Annotated in this window: 16 protein-coding genes and 1 pseudogene; 6 read left to right on the top strand and 11 right to left on the bottom strand. The window is 65.3% G+C overall.

Features of this window, described 5'->3' with window-relative positions; genetic code table 11:
• Positions 1–4: 4 nt before the first annotated feature.
• The 4 genes and pseudogenes from recF to GV001_RS01415 all read left to right on the top strand — a co-directional run bounded on the left by recF (position 5) and on the right by GV001_RS01415 (position 4,267).
• Positions 5–1,106 (top strand): annotated as a pseudogene (gene recF / locus GV001_RS01430) (DNA replication/repair protein RecF).
• A gap of 4 nt (positions 1,107–1,110) precedes the next feature.
• The gene (gyrB, locus tag GV001_RS01425; protein ID WP_160077401.1) at positions 1,111–3,531 is read left to right on the top strand and encodes a DNA topoisomerase (ATP-hydrolyzing) subunit B; all 2,421 of its coding nucleotides are present in this window, start codon (positions 1,111–1,113) and stop codon (positions 3,529–3,531) included.
• 219 nt (positions 3,532–3,750) lie between these two features.
• Entirely contained in the window at positions 3,751–3,990 is a 240-nt protein-coding gene (locus tag GV001_RS01420) for a type II toxin-antitoxin system RelB/DinJ family antitoxin (RefSeq protein WP_160077399.1), read from the top strand.
• Entirely contained in the window at positions 3,980–4,267 is a 288-nt protein-coding gene (locus GV001_RS01415; RefSeq protein ID WP_160077397.1) for a type II toxin-antitoxin system RelE/ParE family toxin, read from the top strand. The genes GV001_RS01420 and GV001_RS01415 overlap by 11 nt, the downstream gene beginning before the upstream one ends.
• A gap of 165 nt (positions 4,268–4,432) precedes the next feature.
• Here the strand turns inward: GV001_RS01415 and GV001_RS01410 are convergent, their stop codons facing one another.
• The 11 genes from GV001_RS01410 to glyQ all read right to left on the bottom strand — a co-directional run bounded on the left by GV001_RS01410 (position 4,433) and on the right by glyQ (position 16,166).
• Positions 4,433–5,605, bottom strand: a complete 1,173-nt coding sequence (locus GV001_RS01410) for a diguanylate cyclase (protein ID WP_160083109.1) — start codon at positions 5,603–5,605, stop codon at positions 4,433–4,435.
• A gap of 175 nt (positions 5,606–5,780) precedes the next feature.
• Positions 5,781–6,713 (bottom strand): phosphatidate cytidylyltransferase, encoded by a 933-nt coding sequence (locus GV001_RS01405; protein ID WP_160077395.1) that lies wholly within the window; start codon positions 6,711–6,713, stop codon positions 5,781–5,783.
• A 1-nt stretch (position 6,714) separates the two neighbouring features.
• Complete coding sequence (locus GV001_RS01400) at positions 6,715–7,338, bottom strand: 1-acyl-sn-glycerol-3-phosphate acyltransferase (protein WP_160077393.1); 624 nt, start codon at positions 7,336–7,338, stop codon at positions 6,715–6,717.
• A gap of 9 nt (positions 7,339–7,347) precedes the next feature.
• Complete coding sequence (locus GV001_RS01395; protein WP_160077391.1) at positions 7,348–7,803, bottom strand: hypothetical protein; 456 nt, start codon at positions 7,801–7,803, stop codon at positions 7,348–7,350.
• The gene (locus GV001_RS01390; protein ID WP_178091792.1) at positions 7,793–9,151 is read right to left on the bottom strand and encodes a phosphatase PAP2/dual specificity phosphatase family protein; all 1,359 of its coding nucleotides are present in this window, start codon (positions 9,149–9,151) and stop codon (positions 7,793–7,795) included. The genes GV001_RS01395 and GV001_RS01390 overlap by 11 nt, the downstream gene beginning before the upstream one ends.
• Positions 9,151–10,905, bottom strand: coding sequence for a bifunctional alpha/beta hydrolase/class I SAM-dependent methyltransferase (locus GV001_RS01385; RefSeq protein ID WP_160077389.1), 1,755 nt, complete (start codon positions 10,903–10,905; stop codon positions 9,151–9,153). The genes GV001_RS01390 and GV001_RS01385 overlap by 1 nt, the downstream gene beginning before the upstream one ends.
• A gap of 19 nt (positions 10,906–10,924) precedes the next feature.
• Complete coding sequence (locus GV001_RS01380) at positions 10,925–11,539, bottom strand: CDP-alcohol phosphatidyltransferase family protein (protein WP_160077387.1); 615 nt, start codon at positions 11,537–11,539, stop codon at positions 10,925–10,927.
• Between the two features lie 218 nt (positions 11,540–11,757).
• Entirely contained in the window at positions 11,758–12,531 is a 774-nt protein-coding gene (locus GV001_RS01375; RefSeq protein WP_160077385.1) for a 1-acyl-sn-glycerol-3-phosphate acyltransferase, read from the bottom strand.
• Positions 12,532–12,543: 12 nt separating this feature from the next.
• Complete coding sequence (gene gmhB / locus GV001_RS01370) at positions 12,544–13,074, bottom strand: D-glycero-beta-D-manno-heptose 1,7-bisphosphate 7-phosphatase (RefSeq protein WP_160077383.1); 531 nt, start codon at positions 13,072–13,074, stop codon at positions 12,544–12,546.
• Positions 13,075–13,167: 93 nt separating this feature from the next.
• Positions 13,168–15,222: a glycine--tRNA ligase subunit beta gene (gene glyS / locus GV001_RS01365; RefSeq protein WP_160077381.1), complete on the bottom strand. Its 2,055-nt coding sequence runs from the start codon at positions 15,220–15,222 to the stop codon at positions 13,168–13,170.
• Positions 15,219–16,166, bottom strand: a complete 948-nt coding sequence (gene glyQ / locus GV001_RS01360; protein WP_160077379.1) for a glycine--tRNA ligase subunit alpha — start codon at positions 16,164–16,166, stop codon at positions 15,219–15,221. The genes glyS and glyQ overlap by 4 nt, the downstream gene beginning before the upstream one ends.
• Positions 16,167–16,247: 81 nt before the next feature.
• On the opposite strand from glyQ, the gene GV001_RS01355 reads away from it, so the two are divergent.
• Positions 16,248–16,799, top strand: a complete 552-nt coding sequence (locus tag GV001_RS01355) for a DNA-3-methyladenine glycosylase I (protein WP_160077377.1) — start codon at positions 16,248–16,250, stop codon at positions 16,797–16,799.
• 54 nt (positions 16,800–16,853) lie between these two features.
• Positions 16,854–17,741, top strand: a complete 888-nt coding sequence (locus GV001_RS01350) for a lysophospholipid acyltransferase (protein ID WP_160077375.1) — start codon at positions 16,854–16,856, stop codon at positions 17,739–17,741.
• The last annotated feature ends 49 nt before the right edge of the window (positions 17,742–17,790 follow it).

Here is a 17,790-nt window from a genome sequence, read left to right as displayed (position 1 = left end):
CTGAATGTCCCTTTCCCGCGTCACCGTCACCGCGGTGCGAAATCTGCACCCGGTGACGCTCTCCCCCTCCCCCCGCATCAACATCCTTCATGGCGCAAACGGCAGCGGCAAGACCAGCCTGCTGGAGGCCATCCACCTGCTCGGCCTCGCCCGCTCCTTTCGCAGCAACAAGCTGCTACCGATGATTCAGTACGAGCAACCGGCTTGCACCGTATTCGGCCAGGTCGAGCTGGCCGATGAGCGCTCCAGCAATCTGGGCATTTCCCGCGATCGCCAGGGCGAACTGCAGATTCGCATCGATGGGCAGAATGCACGGAGCACGGCGCAACTGGCCGAAGTGCTGCCGTTGCAGGTGATCAACCCGGACAGTTTCCGTTTGCTGGAAGGCGCGCCGAAGATTCGTCGGCAGTTTCTCGATTGGGGTGTGTTCCACGTGGAACCACGTTTTTTGCCGGCCTGGCAGCGCCTGCAGAAGGCCCTGCGTCAGCGAAACTCGTGGCTGCGGCATGGTACACTGGACGGCGCTGCGCAGGCGGCGTGGGACCGTGAACTGTGCCTGGCCAGCGATGAGTTGGACGGCTATCGACGGGCCTATATCCAGGCCCTGAAGCCGGTTTTCGAACAAGTGCTGAGTGAGCTGGTGGAGCTTCAAGGGCTGACCCTGAGCTACTACCGCGGCTGGGACAAGGACAAGGCGCTGACCGATGTACTGGCCGCCACCCTGCCCCGCGACCAGCAGCTCGGCCATACCCAGGCCGGACCGCAGCGCGCCGATTTACGCCTGCGCCTCGGCGCACACAATGCCGCGGAGATTCTGTCCCGCGGTCAGCAGAAGCTGGTGGTCTGCGCACTGCGCATCGCCCAGGGGCATCTGCTGAACCAGGCCAAACACGGCCAATGCATTTATCTGGTGGACGACTTGCCGTCGGAGCTGGATGAGCAACATCGACGGGCCTTGTGCCGGCTGCTGGATGATTTGCAGTGTCAGGTGTTCATCACCTGTGTCGATCACGAATTATTGAATGATGGCTGGCGCACGGATACGCCGGTCGCCATGTTCCACGTGGAACATGGCTGTATCACCCAGACACGACCACCGGGAGTGAAGGCATGAGCGAAAACCAAACGTACGACTCCAACAGTATCAAGGTCCTCAAGGGCCTGGATGCCGTACGCAAGCGACCAGGCATGTACATCGGCGACACCGATGACGGCAGCGGTCTGCACCACATGGTCTTCGAGGTGGTCGACAACTCGATCGACGAAGCGCTGGCCGGTCACTGCAGCGACATCAGCATCACCATCCACCCGGATGAGTCAATCACCGTGCGCGACAACGGTCGCGGCATCCCGGTGGACATGCACAAAGAAGAAGGCGTCTCCGCCGCCGAGGTCATCATGACCGTGCTGCACGCCGGCGGTAAGTTCGACGACAACAGCTACAAGGTATCCGGCGGCCTGCACGGCGTGGGCGTCTCTGTGGTCAACGCGCTGTCGAAGGAACTGGTCCTGACCATTCGCCGCAGCGGCAAGGTGTGGGAACAGACCTACGTGCATGGCGTGCCGCAGGCGCCGCTGGCCGCGGTCGGCGATGCCGATGGCACCGGCACGCAGATCCACTTCAAGCCATCGGAAGAGACCTTCCACAACATCCACTTCAGCTGGGACATCCTGGCCAAGCGTCTGCGCGAACTGTCCTTCCTCAACTCCGGTGTCGGCATCGTCCTCAAGGATGAACGCAGCGGCAAGGAAGAGCTGTTCAAGTACGAAGGTGGCCTCAAGGCGTTCGTCGAATACCTGAACACCAACAAGACAGTGGTCAACCAGGTGTTCCACTTCAATATCCAGCGCGAGGAAGACGGCGTCGGTGTGGAAGTCGCCCTGCAGTGGAACGACAGCTTCAACGAGAACCTGCTGTGCTTCACCAACAACATTCCGCAGCGCGACGGCGGCACCCACCTGGCCGGCTTCCGCTCCGCCCTCACCCGCCACCTGAACAACTACATCGAGTCCGAAGGCCTGGCCAAAAAACACAAGGTCGCCACCACCGGTGACGACGCCCGTGAAGGCCTGACCGCCATCATCTCGGTGAAAGTTCCGGATCCGAAGTTCAGCTCGCAGACCAAGGACAAGCTGGTCTCCTCCGAGGTGAAAACCGCGGTGGAACAGGAAATGGGCAAGTACTTCTCCGACTTCCTGCTGGAAAACCCCAACGAAGCCAAGGCCGTGGTCGGCAAGATGATCGACGCCGCCCGTGCCCGTGAAGCGGCGCGCAAGGCACGCGAGATGACCCGCCGCAAGGGTGCGCTGGATATCGCCGGCCTGCCCGGCAAGCTGGCTGACTGCCAGGAAAAAGACCCGGCGCTGTCCGAACTCTACATCGTGGAAGGGGACTCCGCGGGCGGTTCTGCGAAGCAGGGCCGTAACCGCAAGACCCAGGCCATCCTGCCGCTCAAGGGCAAGATCCTCAACGTCGAGCGTGCCCGTTTCGACCGCATGATTTCCTCCCAGGAAGTCGGCACGCTGATCACCGCGCTCGGCTGTGGTATCGGTCGCGACGAGTACAACATCGACAAGCTGCGCTATCACAACATCATCATCATGACCGACGCCGACGTCGACGGTTCGCACATTCGTACCCTGCTGCTGACCTTCTTCTTCCGTCAGCTGCCGGAGCTGGTCGAGCGTGGCTACATCTATATCGCCCAGCCTCCGCTGTACAAGGTGAAGAAGGGCAAGCAGGAGCAGTACATCAAGGACGACGAGGCCATGGACGAATACATGACCCAGTCGGCCCTCGACGACGCCAGCCTGCACGTCAACGAGAACGCCCCGGGTCTGTCCGGCGCGGCGCTGGAGAAGCTGGTCAACGAGTACCGCGGGGTGATGAAGACCCTCGGCCGCCTTTCCCGCGTCTACCCGCAGGACATCACCGAGCACTTCGTCTACCTGCCGCGCGTATCGGTCGAGCAGCTGGCCGACCAGGCCGCCATGCAGGCCTGGCTGGAGGCCTTCCAGGCGCGCCTGAAGGGCGTCGAGAAGTCCGGCCAGACCTACACCGCCAGCCTGCGTGAAGACCGCGAGCGTCACCTGTGGTTGCCGGAAGTGGAAGTCATGGCCCACGGCCTGTCGAGCTACATCACCTTCAACCGCGACTTCTTCGCCAGCAACGACTACCGCACCGTGACCACCCTCGGCGAGCAGCTCAACAGCCTGCTGGAAGACGGTGCCTACGTGCAGCGCGGCGAGCGCAAGAAGGCGGTGAGCAGCTTCAAGGACGCGCTGACCTGGCTGATGACCGAGAGCACCAAGCGCCACAGCATTCAGCGCTACAAGGGGCTGGGCGAGATGAACCCGGAACAGCTGTGGGAAACCACCATGGACCCGAGCGTGCGGCGCATGCTCAAGGTGACCATCGAGGATGCCATCGCCGCCGACCAGATCTTCAACACCCTGATGGGCGATGCCGTGGAGCCGCGCCGCGACTTCATCGAAAGCAATGCCCTGGCGGTATCCAACCTAGACTTCTGATCAGGTGTCGACGGGCACATTAAGCGTCCGAAGTGGGCGGGGTTAATGTCCGTCATCAAGAAAAACCCCAGCCATTGTGCTGGGGTTTTTCTTTGTAGAATATTTTTAGAAATACACTTCAGCAGGCAGTGTTAATTGCCGCATGGCTGATACGAGTTGCTTAAAAGCCATGGCACTGCCATCGTAATGACAAGTGTCATTACATATGAGGGCCATGCCATGGCTTCAATCAATATTCGTGTTGACGATGAGCTTAAAGAGCGGGCTTATCATGAGTTGGAAAAGCTCGGCGTCACCCCTTCTGAGCTGATACGCCAGGCCTTGCAGTATGTGGCCGAGCGCGGTCAGTTGCCCTTCCGTCCGGTGTTGATGACTGAGGAAGATGAGGCTCTGATCACCACAGTCCGTGAACGTCTTGCGACTCCCCAGCGAGTGAAGGTTTCGCTGGATGACCTATAGCCTCGAATTCGATGCACGGGCACTGAAGGAGTGGCACAAGCTGGGGGACACTGTCCGTCAGCAGTTGAAGAAAAAGCTTGTGGAGGTGTTGGTCAATCCGCGTATCGAGGCCAACCGACTTCATTCGCTACCGGACTGCTACAAGATCAAACTAAGCAGCAGCGGTTATCGCCTGGTGTACCAGGTGATCGACCATGAGGTGGTGGTGTTTGTCGTGGCGGTGGATCGGCGTGATCGCGAGCAGGCCTACCGCAAGGCAGCCGAGCGGCTCAAGTAGCCCCCGTCCGTACCAGATGAGCCAGGCTTTAATATGATGAGTTTGAGCAACTGCGGGCCGAGAATGCTCGCCTGATCGCATTGCTGGAGGCCCATGGCGTTGAGTGTCAACTCGCTCTTCCCCCAACGTCCGCGAAGAACCTTTTGAGCGCCCCATCCTGCCCGTTCAGGCCTGTGCTTGCAGGCGTTCTGTCGGTGCCGACAGGCTCAGGCAGTTGCGCCCGCCGGCCTTGGCTGCGTAGAGCGCCTTGTCCGCGCGGGCGATGAGCTGATCGGTGCTGTCGTCCGGGCCGGGTACACCGCACCAGAGCCCGGCGCTGAAGGTAAGGGGGATGGTGGCTCCAGCGTAGTGCGCAGGGGCCTGTGCCAGGGCTTCGCGCAGGGCATCGACGGCGACCATGGCGCCTTCGGCGCTGGTCGCCGGGAGTAGCAGGAGAAACTCCTCGCCCCCGTAGCGACCGATGCAATCGGACTGGCGCAGGCGCTGCTGCAGGTTGCGCACGCAGTGGCAGAGCACCTCGTCGCCGGCCAGATGGCCGTGCTGGTCGTTGATCTGCTTGAAGTGGTCGATGTCGATCATGGCGATGGCCAGCATGCTGCCGCAACGGCGGGCACGTTCCAGTTCCTCGGCGAGCTGCTCGAGGATGGCGCGGCGGTTGAGGATGGCGGTGAGCGCATCGTGGCGGGCCATCTGCCGCAGGCGCGATTCGCTGCGTTCATTCGACAGCAGCACCAGGCCCAGGGAGTACATCATCACGGTGACCGTGCCGATGCTGACGGAAATGGTTTGCTTCAGGTTGCTGACGTCGTACTGCATTTCCGTGGCGCCTCCGGCCAGGATGGCGATGACCCGCAGGGTCAGGCCGATCAGGCTGATGCCGCCACCGATGATCAGCAGCATGTAGGAGCGGCCGGTCGAGCGGGCATGCCGATGGGCCCAGTAGACGAGCAGCAGGCATTGCCCGGTGAGCACGCCTGAGGCCGCCAGCATGCGCGGTTCAAGGGTATTGATCAGCGAGGCCATCAGCAGCGCCATGAGTGCAGGCAGGCTGGCAATCAGCGGCCAGGGCACGCGCAGTTCACGAATGCGGAAGATGCCTGCGGTGTAGAGCGCCAGGGCCACGGACAGCAGCAGATTGGCCGCGCCGTAGGTGAGCCACAGGGGGGCCTGCCCGTAGAGGGTGTAGCAGATATAGGCCAGGGCATGGGCGAGCAGGCCGCAGCCGGTGGTGAACAGGCCATCGCGCTTGTTCAACTGGCCGACCAGGATCAGGCAGAACGCCATGATAGTGGCGACCAGGGCTACCGAGGCGAACAGGGTCGGGGTGTGGGCGATCATGGTGGTCAAGCGGCGGCACTGGCATTAACCGAGGATGATGCCAGTCTAGTGGCCACACTAAGACTGTGGGAATAATTTGCATGCCCCCGGGTTGCACCAAGGTCGTCTTGCCGCGCTGGCAGGTGACGCGGCCAGAAAAAAACCGGCAGGCGCCGGGTTTTTTCTCAGGCGTTGTTCACGCCCACCAGTAACGCACCACATGGAAGAAGATCGGCGCGGCGAAGCACACCGAGTCGAGGCGGTCGAGCATGCCGCCGTGGCCTTCGATCATATGGCCCCAGTCCTTGACCCCGCGATCGCGCTTGATCGCCGACATCACCAGGCCGCCGGCAAAGCCCAGCAGGTTGACCAGCAGGGCCAGGGCGGCGGCCTGCCAGAAGCCGAACGGGGTGATCCAGCACAGCAGCGCACCGACCAGGGTGGCCAGGGCGACGCCCCCGACGAAGCCTTCGACGGTCTTCGACGGCGACAGCAGCGGGGCGATCTTGTGCTGGCCGAACAGCTTGCCGCAGACGTACTGCAGCACATCGGAGAGCTGCACCACTATCACCAGCCAGGCGATCAGCAGCAGGTTGCGCCCCTCGTAGCCGGGGATCTCCAGGGTCAGCAGGGCCGGCACCGCGGAGATGCAGTACACCGCGATCATCAGGCCCCACTGCACCTTGGACGCACGTTCGAGGAAGCGCGTGGTATCGCCGCCAAGGGAGGCGAGGATCGGCAGCAGGAGGAACAGGTAGACCGGGATGAAGATGCTGAACATGCCGTACCAGTCGATGCCGATCAGCAGGTACTGCACCGGCAGGGCGAAGTAGAAGGCGGCGACCAGGGCCGGGTAGTCGCTGCGCCGGGTCGGGGTGAGGGTCATGAACTCGCGCAGGGCGTAGAACGACACGCCGTAGAACAGCACGATCACCCCGGTCTTGCCGAACAGGAAGGCGATGCCGATCACCAGCACCATCACCCACCAGGCATTGATGCGCGCATTGAGGTTGTCGATCACCGCATTGGGCGCATCACCGGAGCGGCGCTTGAGGATGAAACCGACCAGCGAGGCCAGCAGCAGTACGGCACCGATGCCGAGGAACAACAGCAGGGTATTGCGATCCATCTCAGGCCTCCTCGGGCGCGAGTGCCAGCAGGGCGTTACGCGAACGTTCGAGGAACGCCGCCTTGTCTTCGTCGGCCAGGCGCTCCAGAGGCGCGCCGAAGCTCAGGGTGCACAGCAGCGGCAGCGGCAGCGCGCGGCCCTTGGGCATGACCCGGTTGAGGTTGGCGATCCACACCGGGATCAGCTCGACCTGCGGGCGGGCCATGGCCAGGTGGAATAGGCCGCTCTTGAACGGCAGCAGGGGTTCGTCGCCGAGGTTGCGCGTGCCTTCGGGGAAGAGGATCAGCGAGTCGCCGTTGTCCAGGGCATCGAGCATGGGTTGCAGCGGGTTGCTCTCCGGGCTGCTGCGCTCGCGGTCGATCAGCACGCCGTTGAACACTTCGTTGATCACGTAGCGGCGCAGGTTGTCGCGCTGCCAGTAATCGGCGCCGGCCACCGGGCGGGTACTGCGGCGCAGCTCGTCGGGAAGCGAGGCCCAGAGCAGGACGAAGTCGCCGTGGCTGCTGTGGTTGGCGTAGTACAGGCGCTGTACCGGTTGCGCGGTGCAACCCAGCCACAGCGCGCGAGCCCCGGTGAGCAGGCGCGCCGCCGAGGTGATGGCGAAGGCAATCAGTGAAGCAAGCATGGACAACTCCTATCCAGCGAAGGAAAACCAGGGCATGGCCAGAATAGCGGCCAGGGCCAGTAGTACTTGGGCACCCAGCCACAGCGCCTGCCGGCGCAACAGCTGCAGGGCGCCACGGCTGCGCGCGTGCCAGTCGCGCCCGGCGGCGGTGGCCGGTTGCAGGCCGAGCCCGGCCAGGGCCTGGTCGAGCTGCTGGGTGCGCGCTGCCAGCTGTTCCGGCTGCCGGGCCAGCCGGGCGAACAGTTCGCCATCCAGGGCGACCCGCACGGCCCAGTACTTCTGCACCAGGCCGAGCATCACCAGCAGGCCGCAGAGCAGCGCGCTGGCAGGGTTGGGGGAGCCGCCGAGCAGGGGGGCGAGACCGATAGCCAGGGCCAGCAGGGTCAGGCCGTCGGACAGCCGGTCGAGCTGGCGACCGCGGCGCAGCAGGCTGGCCACCAGCTGCAGTTGCAGTTCAGAGGCCATGGGCGATCTCCAGCACGGGCTGTTGGGTCGTTCGTGGCAGGTGCTGCATCTCCTGCAGGGCCTGTTGCTGGACGGGGCCGAGGACGATTTGTGGCCTGGCCTGGCGGATAAGCCGCAGCGCCGCCGGGACATCCGCGCAGTGGCCCTGGTGCAGCAGCCAGGCCGCCACGGCGGTGGCGCTGCGCGAATAGCCGAGGGCGCAGCAGACCAGCAGCGGCCCGTGCTGACGCAACGCCTCGACGGCTTCGGCCGCCTGCAGGCAGGCCTCGGGCGTGAGGACGCAGAGGTCGAGGCTGGGCAGCGCGCGGTAGGCCTTGCCCCGGGGCTCGAGCGGCAGCTCGGCGCACAGGTCGAGCAGGGCGGCGAACGGCTGGGCCTGCCCTGCCCCGGGCAAGCGTCCGAGCCAGATGCCCTCGACTATCCGATCCGCCTGCGGCTGGCGCCGGGTCCACAGCCGCGAGTTGAGCCAGGCGGCGGCCAGATAGGGGGCGAACAGCCACCGCGCCGCCGTGCTCAGGCGACCATCGGCCTGCTTCTGGAAGCCCTCGGCGCCGAAGCAGGCGTAGTTCAGCGCCACCAGCAGCAGCGAGAGTGCCGGCCACAGCAGCCACAGCCAGGCGCCGCCCAGGTTGAGCGCCAGGGCCGTGCACAAGGCCGCAGCGAAGCCGTAGCCCAGCGCCAGGCGCCAGCGCCGGGCGTCGCGGGCCTGGCTGGCCTGCTGCAGCGGGCTGCGCCCGGCCAGCGGCCACAGCCACACGCACAGCCAGCCGGCCAGGGCGCCAGTGGGCACGTCGATGAAGTGGTGCTGCCAGGTGGTCAGCACCGACAGGCCGATCAGCGCCATCCAGCCGTGCAGCAGGCCGCGCAGCAGCACGCCGCGGGTATGCCGGGCGAACATCGTCCAGATGATCACCAGCAGGGCGATATGCAGCGAAGGCGCCTGGTTGAAGGGTTTGTCGAAGCCCATCAGCACGTCGAACATCCAGCCGAATACGCCACTCAGTTCCGGCCGTTCGACGGTGAAGCGCAGCGGCCAGAGCAGGAAGCAGGCGACGCAGAGGATCTGCGCGCTGAGCAGGCGCAGGGCATGCCGGTCCATTTCCCGGCGCGTGGCCGGGAGCAGGAAGGACAGGCCGTAGAGCAGGTCGATCGACCAGTAGGGCACGATGCTCCAGGGCCACAGCGGCATCGCGCGTTCCCAGGCGAACACCAGGCTGCCGACATCCTCGCGCTGCACGGTCAGCCAGTTGGCGAAGCCGTAGCTGGCGAAGAACAGCGGGCCGAGCAGCAGCAGCCAGAGTACCCCGCGTTTCCACAGCCCGGCTTCGCGTGGCAGGTGGGCGTCCATCAGGACACCCGCTGCGCCAGGGATACGCTGAAGATGCCCCACTGGTCGATGCGCTGGGTCAGCTTGCGGAAGCCGGCGGCTTCCACCAGCTGGTCCATTTCCGCCTGGCTGCGCCGGCGCATGACCCAGGGCTGGCCGTCGCGGTGGCTGGTCAGGGCGCGGGCGATCAGCTCCAGCTGCGGGTGCCAGGGCTGGCCGGTGTAGACCAGGTAGCCACCCTCCTCGACCGCTGCCGCCAGCCCGGCCAGCGAGTCGCCGACCATCTGGTTGCTGCCGAACAGCTCGTACAGGCCGGAGACCACCGCCAGCGTCGGCTTGGGATCGAGGGCGGCGAGATCGGCCTTGTCGAAGGCATCGCCCTTGACGAAACGGGCGATGGCGCCCAGGCCCTTGTGCTCGATCAGCGCGGCGCCGTCGCGCACGTTGATCTCGCTGTAGTCGCGCAGCAGGATCGAGTCTGGCTGGTGCTGCATGCCTTCGAGGGATTCGAGGATGTAGCGGCCGTGGCCGGCGGCGATATCGACGATGCGCACCGCCCTGCCCGCCTCGCGCAGCCGGGCCATGGCCAGGCGCAGCAGTTCCTCGGCGTGCACCTTGCGCTGGCGGATGCCGCGCCAGCCGATGGAGTCGAGGTAGTTTTGATCGATCAGCCGCCCCAGGGCGCCCTTGCCGCTCGGTGTATTGCGGTAGACGTAGTCCAGGGTGCTGCCGGAGTCGAAGCCGGTGGCGAAGCCCAGCTTGACCCCGTCGGACAGGCCACTGCCGAGCTTGAGACCGGCCCGGGTGGCGCGCCAGTACAGGTCGGCGAGGGAGTTGTGCGGCAGCGGCGCGGCCAGGCTCTCGGCCTCGGCGCAGGTGGCGCCGAGGCGGTCGGCATCCAGCAGCGCCGGGCGGTTCAGCGGCTCCTCGAAGCTGCGCAGGATAAAGCGCCGCGCGCGCACCAGGGCATGGGCGCGGTCGCGCTCGCCGAGGGTGTCGTGGAAGAAACCGGGGAGGATGTGCTTCTCCTTGCGCAGGCTGCCCAGGCGCTCGAAGAACTGTTCCTGCGGTTGGCGATGGACCACGAAGTCGGCCCCGGAAATCAGCAGCTGGGTGGGAATCTGGATCGCCTGGGCATCGGCCACCACGCGGTCGGCGGCTTCATACAGGCCCAGCAGCATGTTCACCGAGATCGGCCGGCTGATCAGCGGGTCGCTGTCGAACGAGCGGATGCGCTCCGGGTCATGACTGAGGAACCTGGCCTTGACGTAGCTGTTGACGAAGAAATTGCCACGCCAGGCGCGCAGCAGCTTCAGCCCCGGGCGGGCGAACGGCACATAGAGCTTGACCTTGAACGCCGGCGAAGCCAGCACCAGGCAGCGGATCCGTGGCGCGTAGTCGTGGGCCCAGGTCGACACGACCACGGCGCCGACGCTCTGCGCCAGCACGGCCAGGTCCGTTTCCGCGATGCCATGGCGGGTGCCGATATGCTCGATAAAGCTCTGCACGTCGCGCACGCTGGTGGCGAAGCTCGGGCTGTCGCCGCGCGCGCCGGGGGACAGGCCGTGGCCGCGGGCATCCCAGGCGAAGAAGTCGAAGCCGGGCAGATCCAGCTCGTCGACCAGGTGGGCCATGCGCCCGCCGTGTTCGTGGCCGCGGTGGAACATCACCACGGCCTGGCGTGGGCCTGTACTCGCTGCGGTGGCGGGCCAGTGGCGATAGAGCAGCTCGACGCCATCGTGGGTGGTGAAGATGTGGTTCTGAGCTTCACGCATCGAAATATCCTTATTCCGATCAGGAGGGTTGTGTCGCCTCGGCCAGACCTTGGCGCACGCGGTTGAACAGGGTGTACAGCAACAGGGCCAGAATCACCGCCAGCAGCCCGTTTATCCAAGACGCCGCCAGCAGGCCGCACGCCACACCGGCACCCAGCACGCCGAAGCAGAAGGCGCGGTCGCTCTTGCCCATGGGCCCGTCGTAGCGCCGCGAGGCACCGACCATCGGGCCGAGCACGCCGGCGTATTCGCTGATCAGCGCGCACAGCACCACCAGCACCACCAGCAGCGGCGAAACGCCCGGCAGCAGGGCGAACGGCAGGTACAGGGCGCTGTCGGCGATCACGTCGCACAGCTCGTTGAGGTAGGCGCCGAGTTTGGACTGCTGGCCGAACTCGCGGGCGAGCATGCCATCCACGGCATTCAGCGCCATGCGCAGCAGCATCCACAGCGGGATCAGGGCGAACAGCCAGGCGTGGTTGGGGAGCAGGGCGAGAAGGCCGCCGAGCAGCAGCGATACGATGCCGGCGGTCAGGGTCACCTGGTTGGCGGTGACGCCACGGTCGAACAGGCGTTGCACGCCGGGACGCAGCAGATTCTGGAAACGCGGTTTGAGCTGATAAATCGACAGCATGAACGAAATTCCTTTTTCAGCGGGGCCGACGGCCAGCTCCTAGCTTAGCCCGGTTGCCCTGGGTTCCAGCGTGCGCAATTCGTGGATTTGCCCGCCCGGTGCGGCGGGGATTGACTTATGCCCCGCCGCGGATTTTTCATGAACTGCAGTTAATCCTTGTATTTCAATAACTTGTAGATAGTGAGTGGATTTCGTGCACAGCTTATCCACAATCGCCTTCAAACGGTCTCGGAGGTCTCTGCCGGTTCGTCCTGCAGCGGTACGGCGGAGATTCGCTGCTGGGTTTGCCTGACCCAGGCGAAGGCCCGCTCGTTGAGTTCGGCGATGGCGCGCGGGCCGCTGCCTTCGGCGTGCATCACCGGGCCGATCACCACCTTGATGGTGCCCGGGTACTTGGCCCAGCCCTGCTTGGGCCAGAACTCGCCGGCGTTATGGGCGACCGGCAGTACCGGCAGGCCGGCATTCACCGCCAGCGCCGCGCCGCCGCGGGAGAACTTGCCGATATGCCCCGGCGGAATCCGCGTGCCTTCCGGGAAGATCAGCACCCAGGCGCCCTGTTCCAGGCGCTCGTGGCCCTGCTTGGCCAGTTGCTTGAGCGCCGCCTTGGGATTGCTGCGGTCGATGGCGATGGGCCTGAGCAGGGCCATGGCCCAGCCGAAGAACGGCACGTGCAGCAGCTCGCGCTTGACCACCTGCGACAGCGGCTCGAAGAAGGCGGACAGGAAGAAGGTTTCCCAGGTGCTCTGGTGCTTGGCAAGGATCACGCAGGGCCGCTGCGGGATGTTCTCCACGCCTTCGACTTCATAGCGCAGGCCGACCACGGTTTTCGCCAGCCAGGTGGCGCAGCGGCACCAAGTCTGGATCACCAGGCGATAGCGGGCGCGAAACGGCAGCAGCGGCGCGATGAATACGCACAGGGTGCACCAGATGAAGGCGCTGGCGGACAGCAGCAGGTAGAAGAGGACGGTTCTGAGGGCCTGCACTGTCGACATTGAACTTTGACCTTAGAGAAGAAGCTGATCGGCGATGGCCGCCAGATCATCGAATACCAGGGTCCCCGCAGGCAATGGCTTGCCGAGGGTCCGTTCGCCCTTGCCGGTTTTCACCAGTACGGGCTGGCAATGGACGGCCAGCGCGGCCTCAAGGTCACCGCGACTGTCGCCGATGAACCAGATGCCGTCCAGTGGCACGGCGTAGTGCGCGGCGATCTGCTGCAGCATGCCCGGTTTCGGCTTGCGGCAGGCGCAGCCATCGTCCGGGCCGTGCGGGCAGTGCACGATCAGGCCGACTTCGCCGCCCTGCTCCGCCACCAGCTCACGCAGGCGCGTGTGCATGGCCTCGAGGGTGCTCTGGTCGTAATAGCCGCGAGCCAGGCCGGACTGGTTGGTGGCCACTGCCACGGTCCAGCCGGCCTTGCTCAGGCGGGCGATGGCGTCGATGGCGCCGGGGATGGGGATCCACTCGGCCAGCGACTTGATATAGGCGTCGGAGTCTTCATTGATAACTCCGTCGCGGTCGAGGATCAGCAGTTTCATGCATCTTCCGTAGGATGGGTGGAGCGTAGCGATACCCATGGCTTGGCTGCGATGGGTATCTGGGCTGTGCCCCTCAACCCATCCTACGTTCCCTTAGCCCAGCAGCGAGATGTCGGCCACGCCGAGGAACAGGCCGCGCAGCTTGGCCAGCAGGGCGTAGCGGTTGGCCCGTACGGCGCCATCTTCGGCGTTGACCAGCACCGCCTCGAAGAACGCATCCACCGGCTCGCGCAGGCTGGCCAGCTGCTCCAGGGTCTCGCGGTAGCGGCGCGCGGCGGCCAGCGGTGCCACGGCCTGTTCGGCGGCGGCCACGGCGGCGGCCAGGGTCTGCTCGGCACCGGCCTCCAGCAGGGTGCTGTCGACGCTGGCCGGGATCTGCCCGTCGAACTTGCCCAGCAGGTTGGACACGCGCTTATTCGCTGCGGCCAGGGCCTCGGCTTCGCTGCGCGCGCGGAATGCCTGCACGGCCTGCACGCGCTGGTCGAAGTCCAGCGGTGCGGTCGGGTTGAGGGCGCGCACGGCCTGGTACACGGCGACGTCGACGCCTTCGTCCTCGTAGCGCGCACGCAGGCGGTCGAAGATGAAGTCCTGCACCTGGGCGGCCAGGCCGTCGGCCTTGACCTTGTCGCCATACTGCTCGATGGCGAAGGCGATGGCTGCGCCCAGGTCCAGGTCCAGCTGCTTCTCGATCAGGATGCGCAGTACGCCCAGGGCCGCACGGCGCAGGGCGTAGGGGTCCTTGGAGCCGGTCGGCAGCATGCCGATGCCGAAGATGCCGACCAGGGTGTCGAGCTTGTCGGCCACGGCCACCGCGGCGCCGGTCAGGGTGCTCGGCAATTCTGCCCCTGCCCCGCGCGGCATATATTGCTCGTTCAGCGCCAGGGCCACGTCGTCGGCTTCGCCGTCGTGCTTGGCGTAGTAGTAGCCGGCGATGCCCTGCATCTCCGGGAACTCGCCGACCATCTCGCTGGCCAGGTCGCACTTGGACAGGATGCCGGCGCGCGCCGCACGGGTGGCGTCGCCGCCGATGCGCGCGGCGATAAAGCCGGCCAACTTCGAGACTCTTTCGGCCTTATTGAACACGCTGCCGAGCTGGGCCTGGAACACCACGTTGGCCAGGCGCTCGTTGCGCTTCTCCAGCGGCTGGCGCTTGTCCTGCTTGAAGAAGAACTCGGCGTCGGTGAGGCGCGGACGTACCACTTTCTCGTTGCCGGAAACGATCTGCGCCGGGTCCTTGCTCTCAATGTTCGCGACGGTGATAAAGCGCGGCAGCAGCTTGCCGTTGGCGTCCAGCAGGCAGAAGTACTTCTGGTTGTCCTGCATGGTGGTGATCAGCGCTTCCTGCGGCACTTCGAGGAAGCGTTCCTCGAACGAGCAGACCAGCGGCACCGGCCATTCGACCAGGGCGGCCACTTCATCCAGCAGCGCCGGCGGCACGATGGCGGTGCCCTTCTCGGCCTTGGCCAGTTCTTCCACGCGGGCGGCGATCTGCTCGCGGCGCTTGGCGAAGTCGGCGACCACGAAGGCGCCGCGCAGGTCATGGGAGTAGCTGGCCGGGCTCTCGATCGCCACTTCGAAGTTGGCGTGGAAGCGGTGGCCGCGGGACATGCGCCCGGCCTTCTGGGCGAGGATCTCGCAGTCGACCACGTGTTGGCCGAACAGCATCACCAGCCACTGGCTGGGGCGGACGAATTCGGTCTTGCCGGCGCCCCAGCGCATGCGCTTGGGGATCGGCAGGTCGTTCAGCGCGGCGGCGACGATATCCGGCAGCAGGCTGACGGTCTTCTGCCCGGCGATGGACTGGCTGAACTTCAGCTTGGGCCCGCTCTGATCGATCTGGCTCAGCTCGACACCGCACTTCTTGGCGAAGCCCAGCGCGGCCTGGGTCGGGTTGCCGTCCTTGTCGAAGGCGGCCTGCACGGGCGGGCCATCGAGGTTGACGGTGCGGTCCGGCTGCTGGCTGGCCAGCGCCTCGACCTGCACGGCCAGGCGGCGCGGCGCGGCGTAGTAGCGGGCCTTGACGTAGCCCAGGCCGGCGGCCTTGAGGCCCTTCTCGACACCGGCGAGGAAGGCTTCGCCGAGGCTCTTCAGGGCTTTCGGCGGCAGCTCTTCGGTGCCCAGTTCAACCAGGAAATCATGTGCACTCATTCTGCAATCTCCAGCTTCGCCAGTACTTCGTCACGCAGTTCGGGGGTGGCCATCGGGAAGCCGAGCTTGGCGCGGGCCAGCAGGTAACTCTGGGCGATGCTGCGGGCCAGGGTGCGCACGCGCAGGATGTATTGCTGGCGCGCGGTCACCGAGATGGCGCGGCGGGCATCCAGCAGGTTGAAGCTGTGCGAGGCCTTGATCACCATTTCGTAGGCCGGCAGCGGCAGCTGCAGCTCCATCAGGCGGTTGGCCTCCGACTCGTAGAAGTCGAACAGGTCGAACAGCTTGTCGACGTTGGCGTGCTCGAAGTTGAAGGTGGACTGCTCCACCTCGTTCTGGTGGAACACGTCGCCGTAGGTGACCTTGCCGAAGGGGCCGTCGGAGTAGACCAGGTCGTACACCGAGTCGACGCCCTGCAGGTACATGGCCAGGCGTTCCAGGCCGTAGGTGATCTCGCCGGTGACCGGGTAGCACTCGACGCCGCCGACCTGCTGGAAGTAGGTGAACTGGGTGACTTCCATGCCGTTCAGCCAGACTTCCCAGCCCAGGCCCCAGGCGCCGAGGGTCGGCGACTCCCAGTTGTCCTCGACGAAGCGGATGTCGTGGACCAGGGTGTCGACGCCGATGCGGCGCAGCGATTCCAGGTACAGGTCCTGGATGTTCGCCGGGTTCGGCTTGAGCACCACCTGGAACTGGTAGTAGTGCTGCAGGCGGTTGGGGTTCTCGCCGTAGCGACCGTCGGCGGGACGCCGGGACGGCTGCACGTAGGCGGCGTTCCAGGTCTCCGGGCCGATGGCGCGCAGGAAGGTGGCGGTGTGGAAGGTGCCGGCACCCATTTCCATGTCGTAGGGCTGCAGGATCACACAACCCTGCTCGGCCCAGTAACTCTGCAGGGCAAGGATCAGACCTTGGAAGGTGCTCACGTCGGGCGTAGTCTGGCTCACGAATTTCACCGGTATCGAGGCTTGGGCATAAAGCCGGGCAGTATACCCGATCAATTCTGCGGAAAGCGCAAGGAAGGCCCCATGCCACGCTGCTTCTGGTGCAACGACGACCCGCTGTACATCGCCTATCACGACCAGGAATGGGGCGTGCCGCTGTATGACGCCGAGCGCCTGTTCGAGCTGCTGTTGCTGGAGGGTTTCCAGGCCGGCCTGGCGTGGATCACCGTGCTGAAGAAACGCGCGCGCTACCGCGAAGTGCTGTGGGGCTTCGATGTGCAGCGCCTGGCGCAGATGAGCGACGCGGAAATCGAGGTGTTGATGCAGGACCCCGGGATCATCCGCAATCGCCTCAAGCTCAAGGCCGCGCGGCAGAACGCGCGGGCCTGGCTGGAGCTGGACGACCCGGTGGCGCTGCTCTGGTCCTTTGTCGGTGGAGCCCCGCGGATCAACCATTTCCGTGAGCGCAGTGAAGTGCCGGCGGTGACCGCCGAGGCCGAGGCGATGAGCCGCGCGCTGAAGCAGCGCGGCTTCACTTTCGTCGGCCCGACCATCTGCTATGCCTACATGCAGGCGGCGGGGATGGTCATGGACCACACCATCGATTGCGACCGTTACCCCGCATTGCGTGGCTGAACCCGGCGGTCACACTGGTTACAATGCCCGCCCCTTTCCGTTCGGGAGTTGCTCGTGGAGAAGTTCAAAGGCGCCCTGGTCGTCGGTTTCCTGCGCTTGTTCGCCCTGCTGCCCTGGCGTGCCGTGCAGGTCGTGGGCGCCGCAATCGGTTGGCTGATGTGGAAGTTGCCCAATCGCTCCCGCGAGGTGGCGCGAATCAACCTGGCCAAGTGTTTTCCCGAGCTGCCACCGGCCGAGCTGGAACAGCTGCTCGGCCGGGCGCTGATGGATATCGGTCGCACCATCACCGAAAGCGCCTGCGCCTGGATCTGGCCGGCGCAGAGGTCCATCGATCTGGTTCGCGAAGTCGAAGGCTTGGAGGTGCTGCAAGCGGCGCTGGCCTCGGGCAAGGGCGTGGTCGGCATCACCAGTCATCTCGGCAACTGGGAGGTGCTCAACCACTTCTACTGCGCCCAGTGCAAGCCGATCATTTTCTACCGGCCACCCAAGCTCAAGGCGGTCGATGAACTGCTGCAAAAGCAGCGGGTGCAGATGGGCAACAAGGTCGCTGCCTCGACCAAGGAAGGCATTCTCAGCGTGATCAAGGAAGTGCGCCGTGGCGGCGCCGTAGGCATCCCGGCCGACCCGGAGCCGAGCCTGTCGAGTGGCGTGTTCGTGCCGTTCTGCGGCACTCAGGCGCTGACCAGCAAGTTCGTCCCGGGCATGCTGAGCGGCGGCAAGGCGGTCGGCGTATTCCTGCATGCCCTGCGCCTCGACGATGGATCCGGCTACAAGGTGATACTCGAAGCGGCTCCCGCCGGCATGTACAGCGAGAACGTGGAAGAAGGCGTGGCGGCCATGAGCGCAGTCATCGAGCGCTACGTGCGGAGCTACCCCAGCCAGTACATGTGGAGCATGAAACGCTTCAAGAAGCGTCCGCCTGGCGAGAAGAAATGGTATTGATGCGCTAGCCGTTAGCCAGTACCGTCAGCACTACTTTCCACGGCAAGGC

The sequence above is a fragment of the Pseudomonas sp. 8AS genome, from assembly GCF_902506505.1.
GTDB lineage: Bacteria > Pseudomonadota > Gammaproteobacteria > Pseudomonadales > Pseudomonadaceae > Aquipseudomonas.
Note: the sequence above shows the minus strand (reverse complement) of the source record. Positions and strands in the feature narration are given on the sequence as shown.

What these genes read in the sequence shown, in the direction of transcription:
- GV001_RS01395 (WP_160077391.1), bottom strand. Translation starts at nt 7,803, where the DNA reads ATGGCCTCTGAACTGCAACTGCAGCTGGTGGCCAGCCTGCTGCGCCGC.
- GV001_RS01410 (WP_160083109.1), bottom strand. Translation starts at nt 5,605, where the DNA reads ATGATCGCCCACACCCCGACCCTGTTCGCCTCGGTAGCCCTGGTCGCC.
- gmhB (WP_160077383.1), bottom strand. Translation starts at nt 13,074, where the DNA reads ATGAAACTGCTGATCCTCGACCGCGACGGAGTTATCAATGAAGACTCC.
- GV001_RS01390 (WP_178091792.1), bottom strand. Translation starts at nt 9,151, where the DNA reads ATGGACGCCCACCTGCCACGCGAAGCCGGGCTGTGGAAACGCGGGGTA.
- glyS (WP_160077381.1), bottom strand. Translation starts at nt 15,222, where the DNA reads ATGAGTGCACATGATTTCCTGGTTGAACTGGGCACCGAAGAGCTGCCG.
- GV001_RS01415 (WP_160077397.1), top strand. Translation starts at nt 3,980, where the DNA reads ATGACCTATAGCCTCGAATTCGATGCACGGGCACTGAAGGAGTGGCAC.
- GV001_RS01420 (WP_160077399.1), top strand. Translation starts at nt 3,751, where the DNA reads ATGGCTTCAATCAATATTCGTGTTGACGATGAGCTTAAAGAGCGGGCT.
- GV001_RS01375 (WP_160077385.1), bottom strand. Translation starts at nt 12,531, where the DNA reads ATGTCGACAGTGCAGGCCCTCAGAACCGTCCTCTTCTACCTGCTGCTG.
- GV001_RS01400 (WP_160077393.1), bottom strand. Translation starts at nt 7,338, where the DNA reads ATGCTTGCTTCACTGATTGCCTTCGCCATCACCTCGGCGGCGCGCCTG.
- GV001_RS01385 (WP_160077389.1), bottom strand. Translation starts at nt 10,905, where the DNA reads ATGCGTGAAGCTCAGAACCACATCTTCACCACCCACGATGGCGTCGAG.
- gyrB (WP_160077401.1), top strand. Translation starts at nt 1,111, where the DNA reads ATGAGCGAAAACCAAACGTACGACTCCAACAGTATCAAGGTCCTCAAG.
- GV001_RS01355 (WP_160077377.1), top strand. Translation starts at nt 16,248, where the DNA reads ATGCCACGCTGCTTCTGGTGCAACGACGACCCGCTGTACATCGCCTAT.
- GV001_RS01405 (WP_160077395.1), bottom strand. Translation starts at nt 6,713, where the DNA reads ATGGATCGCAATACCCTGCTGTTGTTCCTCGGCATCGGTGCCGTACTG.
- GV001_RS01380 (WP_160077387.1), bottom strand. Translation starts at nt 11,539, where the DNA reads ATGCTGTCGATTTATCAGCTCAAACCGCGTTTCCAGAATCTGCTGCGT.